Here is a 17,504-nt window from a genome sequence, read left to right as displayed (position 1 = left end):
GGCGATTACTTGGCGCCGAGGCGGGCGCCCTCGCGTCCGCTTCCTTGCTTGGCCCTGGCGAATTGCGGCCCCCATAGCGGGTGGCCCTGTTCGCCGGGCGCCAGGTCGAAGGCGGCGTCGAGGCGCAGCGCGCGTTCGAATGCCTGGCGGCAGGGCGTCGGGCGGTTGGTGACGCAATAGCTGAAGGCCAGGTACTTGAGCGCCGTCACGCGGTTGCGTACCGAGCCACCGTTCATGTCGCTCGAGCCCAGCCGCTTGATCGCGCCATTGAAGTTGCCGTCGTGGTACAGCGCGATGCCTTCGCGCAGGGCGATGTCGTCGCGATCGGCGGACGGACGTTCCTGGCGCGGCGCCGGCCGCTCGCTGCGCTCGGCACGCTCCGCGCGCTCGGCGCGCTCGGCGCGGGGACGCGAACGTTCTTCCGCGCGCGGATGGGGGCGCGTCGGCTCGCGCTCGCCGAACAGGGCGTCGAGTTGCGGCTTTAGTTGCGCGCAGCCGCCCAGCAGCAGCACGGCGCCCAGGGCGCACGCGCGCAGGCTGGCCTGCCGGATGCTTCTTGCCAGCAGGGTCATGGCGTTTCCTCCTCAGTAAAATCCAGTTCGATCACCGAGGACGCGCCCTTGACGGCGTTCACCGTCACGGTGTGCTCGGGGAAGTTCGGGTTGACGATGCGGATCGTGTGCTGGCCGGGCGCCAGGTTCAGGCGCTTGAGCGGCGGGCTGGCGCCGTGGTCGACGCCGTCGACCTGCACCATGGCCCAGGGCTTGATGAGCAGCTTGTAGGTGGCGCCGGCGGCAGTCCGCAAGGCGGGCTGCGGCAGCGCCTGGCTCGCCGCCGGGGCGGGATGCGCGCCGTCCGCCGGCATCGCGCCCGGCGCCGCATCCGGCAAGGCGTCGGGCGCGGCCGCGGCGAGCTGGCCGGGATCGGTGCCGGCTGCGCCGTTTTCGGGCAGGGCGGGCGTCGACGCGGCGGGCGCGTCCTGGACCGACGTGGGCTCGTCGGGCAGGGCCAGCATGACCGTGTCGCGCGAATCGGCCTGGTGCAGCAAGGCCAGCAGGGCGCCGAGCGCAGCCAGCAGCACGGTGGCGGCGGCCACCAGCGACAGCCAGCGCTTCAGCTTGCCCGCTTCGCTGCGCTCGGCGGGCTCTTTGAGGAAGGACGCGTCCGGATCGCCCGGGGCGAAGTAGGCTGCCTGCGCCGCCTGCGCATGCTGCGGCGCCGTCGCCGGCGTCGCCGGCGACGGAGTGGCCGGGCCGAGCGGCACGATGCCGAGCAGGTTGCGCAGCTGTTCGATGGTGCGCGGACGCTGCTGCGGGTCCGGCGACAGGCAGCGGTCGACCGCGGTCACGAAACTGTCGCTGTAATCCTCGCCCGGGACGCGGCCCTGCAGCGGGCCTGCGGGCGGATATTCGCGGGTGATGGCATAGTGGACCACGGCCGCCAGGTCGTGCAGGTCGCCTGCTTCCGCCCAGGTCGCGCCGACGTCGGGAGACGGCAGCAGCATCGGGTCGCCCGAATCGAGCACCAGCACCGTGTCGGGGCTGATGGGTCGGTGCGGCATCTGCATGGCGTACTGCAGTTCGAGCGACTGCAGGATCTGGCGGAAGATCCGCCGGCACCAGACCTCGTTGACGAGTTCCTGGTTGAACTCGACCACCTCGCGCACGGTCCGGCCGTCGGTCTGCTGTTGCTGGGTTACGGGTGTGCTGGTCATCATGGCGTCAAGCCGCGCCGCGACACGCCGAATGTGTCATGGATGCCCCAGCGCGGTATTTGTATTTTGACAAATAATGCCAGATTTGCCGCGCCGGCGGTGCTGTCGAGCCAACCGTGCGCCGCTGTTACAACTCCGTTACAAATCCGTTACAACGGAGCCGCTCCCGCTCAGGCTTCGAGGAAGCGCATCTTGAAGTAGCGGCCCTTGATGGCGCCGAATTCCGGCCCCGGGGCCTGGCGGTCGCTCAGTTTCGCCACCGCCGCGTGGGCGATGTGGCGGTCCAGCGCCACGTAGCTGGCGAACTCGCCGACGTTGATCTTGCCCACTTGCTCTTTGCTCAAGCCGGCGTCCCCGGTCAGGGCGCCCAGGATGTCGCCCGGGCGCAGCTTGGCCTTCTTGCCGCCGGCAATGTGCAGGGTCAGCATCGGGGCCGGGGCGGCGGCTTCCGGATGGTCGCCCAGCTCGTCGAGCTTGTGCCAGGCGGCCGGGGCGTCCTGGTATTCCTCGATCAGGCGCACCCATTTCTTTTCGTTCGGCGCACACAGGGTGAGCGCCAGGCCGGCTTCATTGCCGCGGCCGGTACGGCCGATGCGGTGCACGTGCACTTCCGGGTCCTTCGAGACGTCGGCGTTGATCACGGTGTCGAGGTTGGCGATGTCGAGGCCGCGCGCGGCGACGTCGGTCGCGACCAGCACCGAGCAGCTGCGGTTGGCGAACAGGATCAGGATCTCGTCGCGCTCCCATTGTTCCAGCTCGCCGTACAGCGCCAGCGCCGAGAAGCCTTGCGCGCGCAGCTCGTCGGCCAGTTCGCGGCAATGCGCCTTGGTGTTGCAGAAGGCGAGGGTGGAGACCGGCTGGTAGTGCTTGAGCAGGCGCGCCACGGCCTGGTCGCGGCCCTCGAAACCGATCTCGTAGAAGCGCTGCTCGATCTTCTCGGCGCTGTGCTGGCTTTCGACCGCCACTTCGAGCGGCTCGTTCAGGAAGCCGGCGGTGGCGAAGCGGATGTCGTCCGGATAGGTGGCCGAGAACAGCAGGGTCTGGCGGCGCTGCGGGCAGGCGCTCACGATCCCGGCGATCTCGTCGTAGAAGCCCATGTCGGTCATGCGGTCGGCTTCGTCCAGCACCAGGGTCTGGACCTTCGACAGGTCGAGGGTGTGGCGGCCGAGGTGGTCGCGGATGCGGCCCGGGGTGCCGACCACGATGTGGGCGCCGTGCTCGAGCGAAGCGATCTGCGGGCGCATGGCGACGCCGCCGGTGAGGGTGAGGATCTTGACGTTGCCGACGCCGCGCGCCAGGCGCCGCAGTTCGTTCGCGACCTGGTCGGCCAGTTCGCGCGTCGGGCACAGCACCAGGCCCTGCACTGCGAACCAGGCGGGATTCAGTTTGTGCAGCACGCCGATGCCGAAGGCGGCGGTCTTGCCGCTACCGGTCTTGGCCTGGGCGATCAGGTCGCGCCCCTCGAGCACGGCCGGCAGCGAGGCGGCCTGGATCGGCGTCATCCCGTGGTAGCCGAGGGCGGCGAGGTTGGCGAGGAAACGCGGCGCCAGCGGCAGCGAGGTGAAGGGTTGGGTATGCATGCTAGTCCAGCCAAAAGGGTTGGCCCTGAGCGGACTACGCCGAGGCCGGTGCCCAGACCGGCAAGCCGGTCAGGTCGAGATTGTCGTCGCGGCGCCAGGCAGGCAAGCCGGTGATGTCGGTTTCTTCCAGCTCGCCGAGCAGATCGAGCTGTTCCTGCTTCAGGGAACTGCGGCGCGGCCGTGGGGCAGCGCGCTTGGTGTCGACAACGGGTACGGGCGGTGCGGCGGGTTCGAAACCCGGCAGATCGATCGTCGCGTTGTCTTTCTTGTCTCTCATCAGCATCTGCTGCGCCGCCTTGGCTAGACGCAGAAAACAAAAGCCCGGCTGCAAGAGTCGGGCTTTTGTACGGTATTTGGTTGCGGGGACAGGATTTGAACCTGTGACCTTCGGGTTATGAGCCCGACGAGCTGCCAGACTGCTCCACCCCGCGTCTGAGAAAAAGATTATAGCGCGGATCGCCGGCCTGCGCAATCCAGGAATTGAGCGCGGGGCAGGCGGCCATCGAATCAGGCTGCGCGCAGGCGCCACAGCGAGGTGACTTCGCGCGAGCGTGCCGCATGCAGCGGATCGTCCGGGTCGCTCGCCTTGCCATGGGTCGGCCGCACGTCGTGGCGCGCAATGACTTCCAGCCCAGCATCGCTGATCCAACCGAGCAATTGCTCGCGCGAGCGCAGGCCCAGGTGCTCGGCCAGGTCCGACAGGATCAGCCAGCCTTCGCCGCCCGGCGCCAGGTGTGCCGCCAGGCCGCCGAGGAAGCCCTTGAGCATGCGGCTGTCGGGATCGTAGATCGCATACTCGATGGCCGAGCTGGGCTTGCCGGGCAGCCAGGGCGGGTTGCAGACGACCAGCGCAGCGTGGCCGTCGGGGAACAGGTCGGCCTGGACCACCTCGACCTGGGCCGCCAGGCCGAGGCGGGCGATGTTCTCGCGCGCGCAGCCGAGGGCGCGGGCATCCATGTCGGTGGCGATCACGCGCTGTACGCCGCGTCGCGCCAGCACCGCCGACAGCACGCCGGTGCCGGCGCCGATGTCGAAGGCCAGCTTCGCTCCAGCGGGCAGCGGGGCCTGCGCCACCAGCTCGACGTATTCGCCGCGCACCGGCGAGAACACGCCGTACCACGGGTGGATGCTGGCGTCGAGGGCGGGGATGCGCACGCCCTTGCGGCGCCATTCGTGTGCGCCGATCAGGCCCAGCAGTTCACGCAGCGAGGCGACATAGGGCGCGTTGGACGGCCCGTAGGCTTCGGCGCAGGCCTCGTGCACGTCGGGCGCGCGGCGCAGCGGGATCGTGTGGCCGGCCTCGAAGGGAATCAGCAGCATGGCCAGGGTGCGGGCGCGCTGCAGTTGCTGCAGGCGATGGCGGTGGAACAGTTCGGCCGGGGTGGCGGGGGCCTTTGCCTTGGCACGGCGCGCACGATCGCTCTTGTGCTCGATGCGGCGCACCAGCGCACTCAAGAGCTGGCGCGCGTTCTGGAAGTCGCCGCGCCAGAGCAGGGCGGTGCCGTCCAGCGCCAGCCGGTAGGCGGTGTCGGCGTTCATGGTGTCGTCGGCGACCACCACCTTCTTCGGCGCCGGCCAGCCGCTTTCCGAACGCCACTGCGCACTGCGCTCGGCGCCGCCTTCGACCCAGCTGATCTCACCCATCGCGTGGCTCATCAGTGATGGTGGTGCCAGTTGCCGTCGGCCGATTCGAGGTAGGACTTGACGGCGTCCGGGCTGCCGGTGGCGTGGCGCTTGGGCTCGCCGCATTCGCAGACGCCCAGGTAAGGCTGGATGTGCGAGCAGGCCGAGACCTTCTGCAGGCTCACCTTGACCGGTTTGGCGCACTTGGCGCATTTGAAAGTGAGGAAGCGGGCAGGTTTCATGGTCGTGTGCGTGTCAAAACAAAGCGCGCATTGTACCGGAGCCCGCCGCTGCGGTGGCGCTCGGCCTCAGCGCTCGACGGGCTGCCCGTGCAGCACTGCAGGCTTGAAGCGGCAGCGTGCCATGCTTTCCTGCGCCGCCGTGTCGAGTACCGCGCTGCCGCTGGGGCCGAGCACCTCGATGCGGCGCACCGCGCCGTCGGTTCCGACCAGCATGCCGAGGGTGGTGATGCCTTGCTCGCCGCGCGACTTTGCCTCGGCGGGGTAGTCCGGACGGGGGCAGTTGCCGGGCTCGGCAGAGGGATGGTCGGGGCGGACCGGTGCCGCCGCCGCGGCGGCGGCCGGGATGCCTGCGGCGGCGAACAACAGGACGGATGCGAGCAGGTACGGCAGGCGTGGCATGGCAGTCTCCTTGGACGGGCCTACAGTATCCAGGCTGCGGGCCGCGCCACGTTTGACGAAGATCGCTTAAGGGAAGGCTGCTTTACGCACGAATTTACGCACAAACTTACGCATAAATTTACGCACAAACGGCGTCGACCACCACCGCGCTGCTGCCGCCTCCGCCCGGGCGCACCAGCACCTTGGTGGCGATGCGTTCGGTCATTTCCTGCACGTGCGAGATCACGCCCACCTTGCGGCCGAGCGACTGCAGGGCGTCGAGCGCGTCCATCGCCACGCCCAGGGTCTCGCTGTCGAGGCTGCCGAAGCCTTCGTCGATGAACAGCGATTCGACCCGCACCCGGTTCGAGGACAGCGAGGCCAGGCCCAGCGCCAGCGCCAGCGACACCAGGAAGGATTCGCCGCCCGAGAGCGAATTGACCGAGCGCACTTCGCCACCCATGTCCTGGTCGCGCACCATCAGCGCCAGCGAGGGCGCGCCGTTGTGGCTGACGCGCTCCAGGCGGTAGCGGCGCGCCAGCTGCCCGAGGTGGGCGTTGGCATAGCCGAGCAGCACGTCGAGCGTGAATTGCTGGGCATAGTTGCGGAACTTCTTGCCGTCGGCGGAGCCGATCAGTTCAGACAGCTTGCCCCAGCGCTGCTCTTCGAGCTGCTGGCGTTCGACTTCGGCCAGCACGGCCTGGGCCTGTACGCGGCGGGTGTCGTCCTGCCCCAGCCGCATGCGCAGTTCGGTGGCCAGGTCGTGGGCGGCGCGGCGCTCGGCCGTGAGGGCGTCGACGGCGGCCGCCACCGTCTCCGCGCTCAGCCCGCTTTCGGGCGTGGCCTCCGCGTGCAGGACGCGCTGGGCGCGCCGTTCGGCCAGTACCGCGCCGGCGCTGGCGAGAGCGGCGTCGAGCGCGCCCAGCGCCGTGCGTTCCTGCGCCATCCAGGCGCCGCCGACCGCCAGCAGGCGGCCGAGATCGGCGGTGTCCTCGACCGGGTCGAGGCCCTTGACGAAGGCCGACTTGCGGTAGTCCTCCAGCCAGTCGGCAAGGGCGGATGCGGCTTTCGCTCCCGCACTGTCGAGCCCGGCAATCTGCGCACTCAGCTGCGCCAGCGCCGTGCGGGCGCTGGCTTCGCGCTGGGCCGTTTCGTCCGCGGCGGCCTGGCGCGCGGACAGGTGCTTGCGCGCGCCGCCCAGTGCGGCCTGCAATTCCTGCTCGACTTCCAGCACGGGACGGCCGTTCCACAGTGCGAGGCGCTGGGCACGCTTGTCGGTCAGTTCGGTGTCGATGCGCTTGAATTCGGCGGCCACCCCGGCGCCGTGGCGGTCGGCTTGCGCGATGCGATCAAGGGCGCCGCTCACCTCGGCGTCCAGCGTGGCGAGCGCGGCGGCGCTGCGGGTTTGCAGGGCGGTGTGCTCCTGCCATTGCGCGGCTTCGCGGCTGCGCGCTTCGCGCCAGGCGGCCGGCTCGCGACGCCAGGCATCCTGCCAGGCGTCGCCACCGGCATCGCACAGCACCGGGTCGAGCTCGCCCAGCACGGCCGCCAGTTGCGCGGCGATCGCCTCTTGCTGGACAGACACGGCGCGCAGCTCGGCCTGCAGGCGCGCACCGGCTTCACGCGCACTGTCGGCGGCCTGGCGCAGGCGCGCATGCTCCTGCTGGGCCTTGTCGTAGGCGGCCTGGGCGGTGTCGCGCGCCTGCGCCGCACGACGCAGCGCCGCGGCCCGGCCGTCGAGCGCCGCGAAGGCGGCGCGCAGGCCGTCGCGCGCTTCGGCAAACCAGGCGCGGCGCTGCTCGTCGCCGGCATCCGCGCCCGGCACCTCGGCCGCCAGCGGCTGCGCGGTCCATTCCGCTTCGAGTTCGTCGAGCAGCTTGCGCAGGGTGCTGCGCTCGCGCTGCAGGCCGGCCAGGCGCTCGCTGGACGCGGCAAGGGTGGCGGCCTGGGCCGCCTGTACCGCCTCGTTGTCGCGCACGCGCGCCCGGCATGCGGCGACTTCGCCGCGCAAGTTCGCCAGCATGCTGCGCAGCATGTCCTCGCGGCCGTCGTCGCGGTAGGGGTGCTGGTGCGAGCCGCACACCGGGCAGGGTGCCTCGTCGTGCAGGGTGGCGCGCAATTCTTCCACGCCGGCGGCGCAGGCCAGTTCGGCCGCGGCCAGCGATTTCTCGGCCTGGCGCATGGCCGCGTCCAGGGCGGGCGCCGCGGCGCGTGCTTCGTCGAGCAGGCGGCCGGCGGCGGCGCGCGCCGTGTCTACACGGTCGAGCTCGCCGGCGGTGTCGGCGAATTCCTGGCGCGTGCTGACCAGCGCCGTCCAGGCTTGTTCGGCCGCGCCGAGCCGTTCACGACGCGCATCGAGCGCCTGGCGTTCGTGGTCGAGAGCTTGCGGATCGCTGGCTTCCAGCACCGCCATCGCTTCGCGCCGGGCGGTGTCGAGGGCCGCGAGGCGGGCGCCGGCATCGGCCAGGGACAGCGTGGCGGCCTGTTCGTTCTCGGCAGCCTGTGCGGCCTGGCGCCTGGCGCTGGCCAGCGCCGCGGCGGCAGCGGCATCGGCGGCTACGGACTGCGCGGCCTGGGCCAACAGCTTGTCCCAGCGCGGCCATTGCGCCGCCATCGGTTCCAGCCGCGCGTGGGCGGCCAGCCAGCCGGCGGCGCGCTCGCGCTGGGCCTTGGCGGCCTCGTGCTCGGCTGCCTTGGTAGTGTGCACGGCGCGCGCCTGGCGCGCCTCGGCGCGCGCGGCTTCCAGCGTGTTCTGGGCTTGCGCGTGCGACGGCGCCAGCGCGGTGATGGCGGCGTCGAGCGCCTTGGCGCCGTCGAGCTGGGGCGCGGCGCTGCGCAAGGCGGCCTCGGCCGCGTCGACGGCGGCCAGCGCCGCATCGACGTCGAGCACCGCCTGGCGGCGCGCCTCTTGCGAAGCCGCCAGCGCCGTTTCGAGCTGGCCGGTCGAAGCAAGCACCGTCTTGTGTTCTTCCTGCAGGCGCAGGATCTCGGCCGCCAGCGGACGCGCCGGCTGCACCGCGTCGAGCGTGGCCAGGCGCTGGCGCCGGCCGGACGCTTCGTGTTGGGCCGCTTGCGCCGCCGCCAGCGCCTCGCCGGCCTGGGCTTCGCTGCGTTCCAGCTTGGCGGCCTCCTGGTGCCAGCGCAGTTCGCCTTCGAGGGCCGAACGGCGCGCATCCACCGCTTCCAGCGCCAGTTCGGCGTTGACGCGTTCGGCTTCGAGTTTTTCGCGTTCTTCGGGCGGCAGCGGGGCCTGGTCGGCCAGCCGGGCGGCCAGCGTCCGGGTGCGCTCCTGCTCGGCGCGGTAGCGCTCGAACGCGCGTTTGGAAATGTCGCTGTAGATCGTGGTGCCGGTGAGGGTTTCGAGCAGTTCGCCGCGCTCGTTCTCGTCGGTCTTGAGGAAGGCCGAGAATTCGTTCTGCGCCAGCAGCACGGCGCGCGTGAATTGTTCGAAGGACAGGCCGATGCGCCCGACGATTTCTTGCGCGACCTCGGTCTTGGTGCCGCCCAGCGGCGCCAGTTCGGGCAGGCGGTGCAGCGTCATCTTCGAGGGCTGCAGGGCGCCGCTTGGCTTGTTGTAGGCGCGCCGCACGCTCCAGCGCGCGCGGTAGCGGATGTCGTCGTTGCCGGCAAAGTCGACCTCGGCCCAGCCTTCGGCGGCGCCGCGCCGTAGCAGGGTGCGCGGGTCGAGCGCCGAGATGGTGTCGCCGCCGACGTCGGGCAGCTGGCTGCCGGCGCGCTTGAGCAGGCGCGGGGTGGCGTCGTACAGCGCCAGGCAAAGGGCGTCGAGCAGGGTGCTTTTTCCGGCGCCGGTGGGGCCGCTGATGGCGAACAGGCCGCTCGAGGCCAGCGGTTCGGCTTCGAAGTCGACCAGGAACTCGCCGGCCAGCGAGGCCAGGTTCTTGCCGCTGATGCGCAGGATCCTCATGCTGCGTCTCCTCCCAGGGTCGTGGTGAGCTCGGCGAAGGCGGCCAGCTGCTCGGGTGGGGCCTCGTCGCCGTAGCGCTGCGCCCACAGGCGGCGGAAGATGTCGTCGGGCTGCAGCTGGGCCAGCTGGTCGAGGCTCAGGGCCGTGTCCGCGCTCTCGGGCGCGGCATGGCGGCGCGTCGGTTCGATCTTGGCCAGGCGCACCGGCTTGCCGTTCAGGGCCGCCTCGATGCGCGAGCGCAGGCCCGGCTCGGGCCCCTCGAGCAGCACGCGCACTTCGAGGAAGGGCTGCTGGTGCAGCGGGGCATCCGGCAGCGCCAGGGCTTCGAGCGCCGCCAGCACCTCGTCGAGCGGCGCCGGCTGGGCCGGCACGCGCAGCAGCTGCACCGCGCGCGGCACGTGCAGCGGCGTCACCGAGCGCGTGTCCGGTCCGTCGAGCTCGATGCGCAGCACCTGGTGCTGGTAGCCGACTTCGGAGAAGGACAGTGGCAGCGGACTGCCGCAATAGCGCCGGTGTTCGTGGCCGCCGACGCGCTGCGCCAGGTGCAGGTGGCCGAGCGCCACGTAGGCCACTTGCGGGTCGAACATCGAGGCCGGCAGGGCTTCGGTGCCGCCGATCACGATGCGGCGCTCGGAATCTTGCGAGGACTCGCCGCCGACCATGTGGCAGTGGCCCATGGCGATGATGGCTTCGCTGCCGGTGCAGCGCGACTGCGCCAGCGCGAAGGCCTGGCGGTAGAGCAGGGCGGTGCCGTGCAGGTAGGGATCGAGCCCCGCGTCGGCGTCGTCGAGCAGCGCGCGCGGCACGTCGCCCGGGCGCAGGAAGGGGACCGCCAGGCACCAGGCTTCCACCTTGCCGTCGCGCCCGCGCAGCGGCACCAGGAGGCGATCGAGGTCGATGCCGCCGTCTTGCGTGCGTGCGACGTTGCCGACCACGATGGTGCCGTGCGCCTCGAGCAGGGGCGTGGGCGCTTCCAGCCGGCCCGGCGAATCGTGGTTGCCGGCGATCACGACCACCTGCAGGTGCGGCACCCGGCTGCGGGCCTGCTGCAGGAAGCGGTACAGCTGGCGGTGTGCGGCGGCCGAGGGGTTGGCGTTGTCGAAGATGTCGCCGGCGATCAGGAGCACGTCGATGCTCTCCGCCGCGAGCGTTTCCACCAGCCACTCGAGGAAGCAGGCGTGCTCGTAGGTCCGGTCGAAATTGTGCAGGGTCTGGCCCAGGTGCCAGTCGGAAGTATGAAGCAGCCGCATGGTAAGAATGGAAAGTCGGATCGGTGGCAACTATAGCGCAGACTGGCCGTGTCGCCCAGAAAATGACTGTGTTTTTTTACAGTAGTATTGGTTTGCTATTACAATAAAGGCATGAGCGAAATCAATCGTGCCGGCGAGATCGAATTGAGCATCGGGGCGGCCCGCGCCCTGCACCTGGCGGCGCAGGACATGCTGGCGCCGCGCCGGCGCCGCGCCACCAAGCTGGACGTGCTGGCCGCGATCCGGCGCATGGGCATGTTGCAGATCGATACCATCAGCGTGGTCGCGCGCAGCCCCTACCTGGTGCTGTGGAGCCGCCTGGGCGACTACCGGCCCGACTGGCTCGACGAACTGCTGGCCGAGGGCCATTTGTTCGAATACTGGGCGCACGAGGCCTGCTTCCTGCCGATCGAGGATTACGGCCTGTACCGGCATCGCATGCTCGACCCGGAGGCCATGGGCTGGAAGTATTCGGCCACATGGATGCGCGAGCGCGCCGCCGAGGTGGCGGCCCTGCGCGAGCACGTGCGCGCCAACGGGCCGGTGCGCTCGTCCGATTTCGAACGCAGCGATGGGAAAAGCGGCGGCTGGTGGGAATGGAAGCCCGAGAAGCGCAGCCTGGAGGTGCTGTTCACCGCCGGCGAGCTGATGATCGCGCGGCGCCACAATTTCCAGCGCATCTATGACCTGGCCGAGCGCGTGCACCCGGGCTGGCACGACGGCTTGACGCCGCCCCTGGACGAGGTACGGCGCAGCTTCGTGCTGCACGCGGTGCGCGCCCTCGGGCTGGCCAAGGCGTCCTGGATTCCCGACTACCACCGCACCCGGCGCCCGCATCCGGACCCGGCCGAGCTGGCGGAGCAGGGCCTGCTGCTGCGCGCGCGGGTCGCGGGCTGGGACGAGCCCGTCTACATCCACCCGGAGCATGCGGACCTGGCGCGCCAGGCCGCGGCCGGCCGGCTGGCGCCGCGCCTGACGACCCTGCTGTCGCCGTTCGACCCGATCGTCTGGGACCGGCGCCGCGCGCTCGAGCTGTTCGGCTTCGATTACAAGCTCGAGTGCTATACCCCGGCGGAAAAGCGGCGCTACGGCTACTTCACCTTGCCGATCCTGCGCCGCGGCGCACTGGTCGGGCGCATCGACGCCAAGGCCCACCGCAAGGCCGGCAGTTTCGCGCTGCGCAGCGTGCACCTGGAGCCAGGGGTGCGCGCCAGCGAGCGCCTGCTGGCCGACGTGGCGGCCGCGGTGCAGCGCTGCGCCGACTGGCACGGCTGCCCGTGCGTGAGCGTGTCGGATGTGGTGCCGGACAGCATCGGCCAGCGGCTCGGCATGCTGCTGGGGGGAGCGGAAGCGGACGCGCCTGCCTAAACGTTTTTTGACATCAGAACACTTAAAAAGTCTCCAATGTCCACCCGGTCGGGTTTGCGCCACCTCAAGCCCCGGTGGGGGCATCTCTCTACACTACGAAGTCCCAGCGGCTGGCCATAACAACACAACTGCCAGCCTGACCCCGACAAAAGAGCTTCCCCAGCCAACGCTTCGCGGCCCCCGCCAGGCCCGCGCGCCGGCGAAGCCATCCTGAGAGGAGACACAATGCTGACGTCAACCTATACGCTGGTCGCCTTGTCCATCGAACAGGCCAGCGCGCGTATCGGCCTGCAGTCCCTGCTGGAACGCTGGCAGCCGGGTATCCGGCAGCAAGCCACTCCCACCCCGCGCGACCTGGAACTGGCCTGCGATGCCTTGCGCGTGGCCTTCGACAATTGCTACTGGCGCAAGCTGGACAAGTTCGTGGTGCCCGCCCTGCGGCGCGCCGGGGCCGGCGCCGGCTTGCTGGCGGAACTCGATGGCCTGACCCTGGCGGCGATCGGGGCGCGCGCCGACGCCCATGCGGCAGCGGCCGTGAACGATCCCGGCTTCGGCGCCGCAATCGCGCGCTGCTGCAACCTGCTGCTCGAGCGCCTGGAGCGCGAGGAGCGCGAGCTGTTCCCGCTGGCGCGCATCCATGTGCCGAGCGAAGTCTGGTTCGCGATCGCCAACCGGATGCTGGTCCAGGACGCGTGGCAGAACGAGAACCGCGGCTATCCGGCCGGGCCGGTCCAGGCCGGCGCCGCGGCCGGCAATTCCCTCCGGCAAAGCACGGCGGCAAGCGCGCCGCATTACGCCACGCACTAAGCGCGCCGGACGAGCGCCACCATGGTTCTTTGCTATGATGGGAGTTTTGGAAGTGCGATTTCATCATGTTCGAATTCCTTTTCAAGCGGCAGGGTGGCGACAAGCCGGCCGGCGCTTCCGGTGAGCAACCGGAAGACCGGCCGTCCGGCGGGCAGCAGGCAGGCGCCCGCGACGCCGGACCAGCCCAGTCCGCGCAGGGCGGGCGGTCATCCGGCAATGCGCCGGAAGGCCGGACCGGCGGCGCGCCGACGCCGCGCGAGCAGCAGGCCGAACAGCTCAAGGGACTGAACGGCGACGAGGACGCTGCCGTCGCCTTTCTCCTTTCTTCCGAATTCTCCGAACTGCGCCTGGCCGCGGCCGAGCTGGTCCACAGCCGCGCGCAGCTCGAGCGCGTGCACACGGCGATGCGCAATACCGACCGCCGCGTCGCCAAGCTGATGCAGTCGCGCCTGGACGCGATCCGCCACCACGAAGCCGAGCTGCGGCGCGGCCAGGAAGCCCTGGCGCACGCCAGGGCGCTGCTGCAGGACACGCTGCTCACCCCGAACCACGTCGCCGAACTCGACCGCAAATGGGCGGTCATCACCGCGCCCGAACTGGCGCCCGAATTCGATGCCGTCCGTAGCGAACTCGGCAAACGCCTGGAAGATCAGGTGCAGCTGCAGCGCGCCATGATCGACCGCCTGGCGGCGCTGCGCCAGCTCGACGTCGCCGGGCTCGACCCGGCCGCCTTCGCCGAGCGCCTCGAGGCCCTGTCGCGCGAGCAGGCCGCCGCCCTGGTTGCACCGGGCCACGCTTCGCTGCCGCGCAGCCTGGTGGCCGAGTTCGCCACCGAGCAGGCGCGCCTGAACGCCAGCCTGGCCACCATCGAACAGGACCGGGCGGCGCTCGGCGCGCGCGAAGCTGCGCTGGCGCAATGGGAAGCCCAGCCGATCACGGAACTGAAGGCCGATGTGTTGCGCAAGGAATGGCAGCGCCTGCCTGCCATGCCGGCCAACGGCGCCGGTGCAGCGCTGCAGCAAGGCTTCGACGCGCTGCTGGCCGGCCTGCCGCAGCCAGCGGCTGCCGAAGTCCGCAAGCCCCGGCAGGAGCCGCGCCGGCCCGCCGCTGCCGCCGCTGCTGCCGCCCATGCTGCCGCCGATGGCGGCGCCGACCATGCCGCGGCCGCGGCGCCGAAAGCGCAGAAGGCCCAGCAGGCCCAGCCCAAGGGCGCCGACCAGCAGTTCCTCGACCGCCTCGACGCGATGGAAGCGGCCCTGCAGCAGGGCTCGCTCGGCACCGCCGCCGAACTCGACAAGTCGCTGAAGGAAAGCAAGGACAAGGGCATGCGCCTGAGTCCGGCCCAGGCGGACCGCTTGAACCACGTGCGCGCCGAGCTCAAGCGACTGTCCGACTGGGCGCGCTGGGGCGGCAACGTCTCGCGCGAAGAGCTCATCAAGGCGGTGGAAACGCTGCCGGCCCAGAACCTGGCGATGGGCGAGCTGGCCAAGAAGGTGGGCAGCATGCGCGAACGCTGGAAGGCGCTCGACAGCCTGTCCGGCGCCGCGCCGCGCGCGCTGTGGGAGCGCTTCGACGCCGCCTGTACCGCGGCCTACGCGCCGGCTGCCGCCCATTTCCGCCATCTGGCCGACGAACGCCACGCCAACGCCGCGCGCGGCCAGGCCCTGGTCGACGAGGCCCAGGCCGAGATCGCGCGCCTGCAGTCCGGCGAGGCCGACTGGAAGCACGTGTCCGGCACCGTGCAGCGCCTGCGCACCGCCTGGAGCCACCTGGGCGCGATCGACCGCAAGGACAGGAAGCGCCTCGACCAGCTGTTCACCGATGCGCTCAATACCCTGCAGCGTCCGCTGGAAGAGCAGCGCAAGGGCGAGATGGGCGTGCGCGAGCAATTGATCGAAGAAGCGCTGGCGCTCGATCCGCACGACCGCCATGCGGTCGACGCCTTGCGCGAGCTGCAGGCGCGCTGGCAGGAACATGCGCGCGCGCTGCCGCTCGAGCGCAAGGCCGAACAAGCGCTGTGGCAGCGTTTCCGCGCCGCCTGCGACGCGCTGTTCGCCAGCCGCAAGGAACACGCCCATGCGGCCGACGCCGAGCGCCGCGCGCACGAAGCGGCCAAAGAAGCGATTTCGGCGCGCCTGGAAGCGGCCGCGCCGGAGGCCACGCCCGCTACCGCCGGCAGGCTGCTGCGCGAGGCCGCCGCCGAGTGGGCGGCAATCGGCCCGGTGCCGCGCGCCCACGAGGCACGGGTCGAGAAGCGTTACCACGCCGCGGTGGCGGCGGTACAGCACCATGCCGACGTGGCGCGCCGCGCCGCCGGGCTGGCGCTGGCCGGCGCGGTGCGCGACAAGCTGCGCCTGATCCAGGCCCTGGAGGCCGCCATCGTCAACCCGGACGCCCACACCAACCCGTCCGACTGGCGCGCGCGCTGGGAGGCGCTGCTGCCGCTCGAAGGCGGCTACGAGCCGGTGCTGCACGCCCGCTTCGAGGCGGCCCTGGCGGCGCTGGAGGGCGGCCACTCCGACGGCCGGGCGCACTACGCCCGCCGGCTGGAAGCGAACCGCGAGCGCCTGCTGCACGATCTGCTGCGGCTGGAGATTGCGGCCGGCATCGACAGCGGCGCCGAATTCGCGCGCGAGCGCCTCAAGCTGCAGGTTGAGGTGCTGCAAAGCTCGCTCAAGTCCGGACACAAGCCGGGACAGAAAGCCGGGCACGAGGGCAGCGCCAATGGCGTGCGCGAGCTGCTGGCGCTGCCGGCGCTGGCCGATGCGCGCACCGAAACCCGCATCGAGCACCTCTTGATGCGCCACGCGAAGGACGGCCGATGAATGCACCCGCCACCACCGGCGCCACCCTCATCCGCGTGCAGCAGGCGGACTTCGACCTGTCGCGCGAACTCGCGGCCCTGCGCGCCGGCGACGGCCGGGTCGGCGCCGTGGTCAGCTTCGTGGGCACCGTGCGCGACCTGAACGAGGGCGCGCAGGTGTCCGAGATGGAGCTGGAGCACTATCCCGGCATGACAGAGCGGGCGCTGGAAGACATCGTGGCCCAGGCCAGGGCGCGCTGGCCCCTGTATGGCGTGCTGGTCATCCACCGCGTCGGTCCGCTGTCGCCGCTCGACCAGATCGTGCTGGTGGCCTGCAGTTCGGCCCATCGCGGCGAAGCCTTCGCGGCCTGCGAGTTCATCATGGACTACCTCAAGACCGACGCTCCGTTCTGGAAGAAAGAACAGACCCCGGACGGCGCGCGCTGGGTCGACGCCCGGAGCAGCGACGATTCCGCCAAACTGAAGTGGGCGCGCCCGGAGCGGGGCGCTTGAACTGGCTGGCGGTCGGCCTCGGTGCCGCGAGCGGCGCCTGGCTGCGCTGGTGGCTGAGCATCTGGCTGGGCAGCCTGCACGCCTACGTGCAGCTCGGCACGCTCGCGGCCAACCTGCTCGGCGGCTACCTGGTCGGGCTGGCGCTGGGTTTCTTCACCGACCATCCGGGCATCGCGCCCGCATGGCGCCTGTTCGCGATCACCGGCTTCCTCGGCGGCCTGACCACCTTCTCCAGCTTTTCCGGCGAATCGGTGCTGCTGCTCCAGCGCGGCGAGTACGGCTGGGCGCTGCTGCATACCGCCTTGCACCTGCTGGGCTCGATCCTGTTCTGCGTGGCCGGTTTCGCCACATGGCGCGCCTTGCGCGGCTAGCGGTATCGCCTGCCGCTACCCGCACATAGCGCGATTGCGGCTTGCGCCTGGCGTGATACGTTTGCGGCTGGATCAACCCTTGAAGGAAGCAGCCATGCAAACTGTTCAACGCCCGACCGCCGCTTTCGTCGGCGCCTCCGGGGGCGCGCTCCTGATCGGCGGCAGCGCTTACCTGATCGGTCTCTGGAATGCCCGGATGCAGCTGAACGAAAAGGGCTATTACCTCACGCTCCTCCTGTTCGGCCTGTTTGCCGCGGTGTCGCTGCAGAAGACCGTGCGCGACCTCGGCAGCCTGCGCGCCCGAGTCCGGGTCGAAGGCCGTCATGGAATGACCCGTTCCGCCGGAAGGGACCGATAATGGGCTGCATTGCACATCTTGAAAAGCGGACAGTGGCCCCTATCTTGTTACTCAGTTAAGGACACCACTAGGGAGCAAAACCATGCGGCAAGACAAACTGACGACCAAGCTTCAAGAAGCGCTGGCGGATGCCCAGAGCCTGGCGGTCGGCAACGATAACCAATACATCGATCCGGTGCACCTGCTGGTCGCCCTGCTGAACCAGGACGACGGCGGCGCCCGTTCGCTGCTGCAGCGCGCCGGCGTCAACGTCGGCGGACTGGCGAACGCGCTGAAATCGGCGCTCGAGCGCCTGCCCAAGGTGATGGGTACCGGCGGCGACGTGCAGGTGGGGCGCGAACTGGTGGCCCTGCTGAACCTGGCCGACCGCGAGTCGCAGAAGCGCGGCGACCAGTTCCTGGCCTCCGAGATGATCCTGCTGGCGCTCACCGAGGACAAGTCGGATGCCGGCCGCCTGGCGCGCGAGCACGGCCTGGCGAGGAAAGCCCTCGAATCGGCGATCCAGGCGGTGCGCGGCGGCGAATCGGTGAACTCGCAGGATGCCGAAGGCCAGCGCGAAGCGCTCAAGAAAT

At 70.5% G+C, this 17,504-nt stretch carries 15 protein-coding genes, 1 tRNA gene and 1 pseudogene; 7 read left to right on the top strand and 10 right to left on the bottom strand.

The genetic code is table 11. The annotated features are described in order from the left end of the window. Window positions 1-5: 5 nt before the first annotated feature. The 10 genes from AB3347_RS14990 to AB3347_RS14945 form a co-directional block, all read right to left on the bottom strand. Entirely contained in the window at window positions 6-572 is a 567-nt protein-coding gene (locus AB3347_RS14990; protein WP_369092608.1) for a TssQ family T6SS-associated lipoprotein, read from the bottom strand. Continuing rightward, on the bottom strand, window positions 569-1,717 hold the full coding sequence (locus AB3347_RS14985; protein ID WP_369092607.1) for a PEGA domain-containing protein: 1,149 nt from the start codon (window positions 1,715-1,717) through the stop codon (window positions 569-571). The genes AB3347_RS14990 and AB3347_RS14985 overlap by 4 nt, the downstream gene beginning before the upstream one ends. A gap of 167 nt (window positions 1,718-1,884) precedes the next feature. Next, the gene (gene dbpA, locus AB3347_RS14980; protein WP_369092606.1) at window positions 1,885-3,294 is read right to left on the bottom strand and encodes an ATP-dependent RNA helicase DbpA; all 1,410 of its coding nucleotides are present in this window, start codon (window positions 3,292-3,294) and stop codon (window positions 1,885-1,887) included. Window positions 3,295-3,328: 34 nt separating this feature from the next. Beyond that, window positions 3,329-3,571: a hypothetical protein gene (locus AB3347_RS14975; protein ID WP_369092605.1), complete on the bottom strand. Its 243-nt coding sequence runs from the start codon at window positions 3,569-3,571 to the stop codon at window positions 3,329-3,331. A 77-nt stretch (window positions 3,572-3,648) separates the two neighbouring features. Continuing rightward, window positions 3,649-3,725 (bottom strand) — tRNA-Met (locus AB3347_RS14970). Between the two features lie 76 nt (window positions 3,726-3,801). Next, entirely contained in the window at window positions 3,802-4,950 is a 1,149-nt protein-coding gene (locus AB3347_RS14965; RefSeq protein ID WP_369092604.1) for a methyltransferase, read from the bottom strand. Then, entirely contained in the window at window positions 4,950-5,159 is a 210-nt protein-coding gene (locus AB3347_RS14960; protein ID WP_369092603.1) for a hypothetical protein, read from the bottom strand. Before AB3347_RS14960 ends, AB3347_RS14965 begins: the two co-directional genes overlap by 1 nt. Window positions 5,160-5,225: 66 nt before the next feature. Then, window positions 5,226-5,558 carry an energy transducer TonB gene (locus AB3347_RS14955; RefSeq protein ID WP_369092602.1) on the bottom strand — a complete coding sequence of 111 codons (333 nt, stop codon included), beginning with the start codon at window positions 5,556-5,558 and terminating at the stop codon, window positions 5,226-5,228. A gap of 118 nt (window positions 5,559-5,676) precedes the next feature. After that, window positions 5,677-9,462: an AAA family ATPase gene (locus AB3347_RS14950; RefSeq protein WP_369092601.1), complete on the bottom strand. Its 3,786-nt coding sequence runs from the start codon at window positions 9,460-9,462 to the stop codon at window positions 5,677-5,679. After that, a complete protein-coding gene (locus AB3347_RS14945; protein WP_369092600.1) occupies window positions 9,459-10,712 on the bottom strand; it encodes an exonuclease SbcCD subunit D C-terminal domain-containing protein in 1,254 nt (417 codons plus the stop codon). Before AB3347_RS14945 ends, AB3347_RS14950 begins: the two co-directional genes overlap by 4 nt. 111 nt (window positions 10,713-10,823) lie before the next feature. Here AB3347_RS14945 and AB3347_RS14940 point away from each other — a divergent pair, with 111 nt between their 5' ends. The 7 genes and pseudogenes from AB3347_RS14940 to AB3347_RS14910 all read left to right on the top strand — a co-directional run. After that, window positions 10,824-12,080: a winged helix-turn-helix domain-containing protein gene (locus tag AB3347_RS14940; RefSeq protein WP_369092599.1), complete on the top strand. Its 1,257-nt coding sequence runs from the start codon at window positions 10,824-10,826 to the stop codon at window positions 12,078-12,080. Window positions 12,081-12,305: 225 nt separating this feature from the next. Next, window positions 12,306-12,887 carry a hypothetical protein gene (locus tag AB3347_RS14935; protein WP_369092598.1) on the top strand — a complete coding sequence of 194 codons (582 nt, stop codon included), beginning with the start codon at window positions 12,306-12,308 and terminating at the stop codon, window positions 12,885-12,887. 65 nt (window positions 12,888-12,952) lie between these two features. Continuing rightward, window positions 12,953-15,712, top strand: a complete 2,760-nt coding sequence (locus AB3347_RS14930; RefSeq protein ID WP_369092597.1) for a DUF349 domain-containing protein — start codon at window positions 12,953-12,955, stop codon at window positions 15,710-15,712. After that, window positions 15,709-16,203 (top strand): molybdopterin synthase catalytic subunit MoaE, encoded by a 495-nt coding sequence (gene moaE / locus AB3347_RS14925; protein ID WP_369092596.1) that lies wholly within the window; start codon window positions 15,709-15,711, stop codon window positions 16,201-16,203. The genes AB3347_RS14930 and moaE overlap by 4 nt, the downstream gene beginning before the upstream one ends. After that, complete coding sequence (gene crcB / locus AB3347_RS14920; RefSeq protein ID WP_369092595.1) at window positions 16,200-16,574, top strand: fluoride efflux transporter CrcB; 375 nt, start codon at window positions 16,200-16,202, stop codon at window positions 16,572-16,574. The genes moaE and crcB overlap by 4 nt, the downstream gene beginning before the upstream one ends. Window positions 16,575-16,668: 94 nt before the next feature. Beyond that, a pseudogene (locus AB3347_RS14915) lies at window positions 16,669-16,857 on the top strand (YiaA/YiaB family inner membrane protein); the annotation flags it as partial. 157 nt (window positions 16,858-17,014) lie between these two features. Then, the coding region (locus AB3347_RS14910) for a Clp protease N-terminal domain-containing protein (protein ID WP_369092594.1) at window positions 17,015-17,504 on the top strand (490 nt) is incomplete at its 3' end.

This window comes from Massilia sp. X63 (assembly GCF_041023745.1).
Lineage (GTDB): Bacteria > Pseudomonadota > Gammaproteobacteria > Burkholderiales > Burkholderiaceae_D > Telluria.
Note: the sequence above shows the minus strand (reverse complement) of the source record. Positions and strands in the feature narration are given on the sequence as shown.

What these genes read in the sequence shown, in the direction of transcription:
- AB3347_RS14990 (WP_369092608.1), bottom strand. Translation starts at nt 572, where the DNA reads ATGACCCTGCTGGCAAGAAGCATCCGGCAGGCCAGCCTGCGCGCGTGC.
- AB3347_RS14985 (WP_369092607.1), bottom strand. Translation starts at nt 1,717, where the DNA reads ATGATGACCAGCACACCCGTAACCCAGCAACAGCAGACCGACGGCCGG.
- dbpA (WP_369092606.1), bottom strand. Translation starts at nt 3,294, where the DNA reads ATGCATACCCAACCCTTCACCTCGCTGCCGCTGGCGCCGCGTTTCCTC.
- AB3347_RS14975 (WP_369092605.1), bottom strand. Translation starts at nt 3,571, where the DNA reads ATGAGAGACAAGAAAGACAACGCGACGATCGATCTGCCGGGTTTCGAA.
- AB3347_RS14965 (WP_369092604.1), bottom strand. Translation starts at nt 4,950, where the DNA reads ATGAGCCACGCGATGGGTGAGATCAGCTGGGTCGAAGGCGGCGCCGAG.
- AB3347_RS14960 (WP_369092603.1), bottom strand. Translation starts at nt 5,159, where the DNA reads ATGAAACCTGCCCGCTTCCTCACTTTCAAATGCGCCAAGTGCGCCAAA.
- AB3347_RS14955 (WP_369092602.1), bottom strand. Translation starts at nt 5,558, where the DNA reads ATGCCACGCCTGCCGTACCTGCTCGCATCCGTCCTGTTGTTCGCCGCC.
- AB3347_RS14950 (WP_369092601.1), bottom strand. Translation starts at nt 9,462, where the DNA reads ATGAGGATCCTGCGCATCAGCGGCAAGAACCTGGCCTCGCTGGCCGGC.
- AB3347_RS14945 (WP_369092600.1), bottom strand. Translation starts at nt 10,712, where the DNA reads ATGCGGCTGCTTCATACTTCCGACTGGCACCTGGGCCAGACCCTGCAC.
- AB3347_RS14940 (WP_369092599.1), top strand. Translation starts at nt 10,824, where the DNA reads ATGAGCGAAATCAATCGTGCCGGCGAGATCGAATTGAGCATCGGGGCG.
- AB3347_RS14935 (WP_369092598.1), top strand. Translation starts at nt 12,306, where the DNA reads ATGCTGACGTCAACCTATACGCTGGTCGCCTTGTCCATCGAACAGGCC.
- AB3347_RS14930 (WP_369092597.1), top strand. Translation starts at nt 12,953, where the DNA reads ATGTTCGAATTCCTTTTCAAGCGGCAGGGTGGCGACAAGCCGGCCGGC.
- moaE (WP_369092596.1), top strand. Translation starts at nt 15,709, where the DNA reads ATGAATGCACCCGCCACCACCGGCGCCACCCTCATCCGCGTGCAGCAG.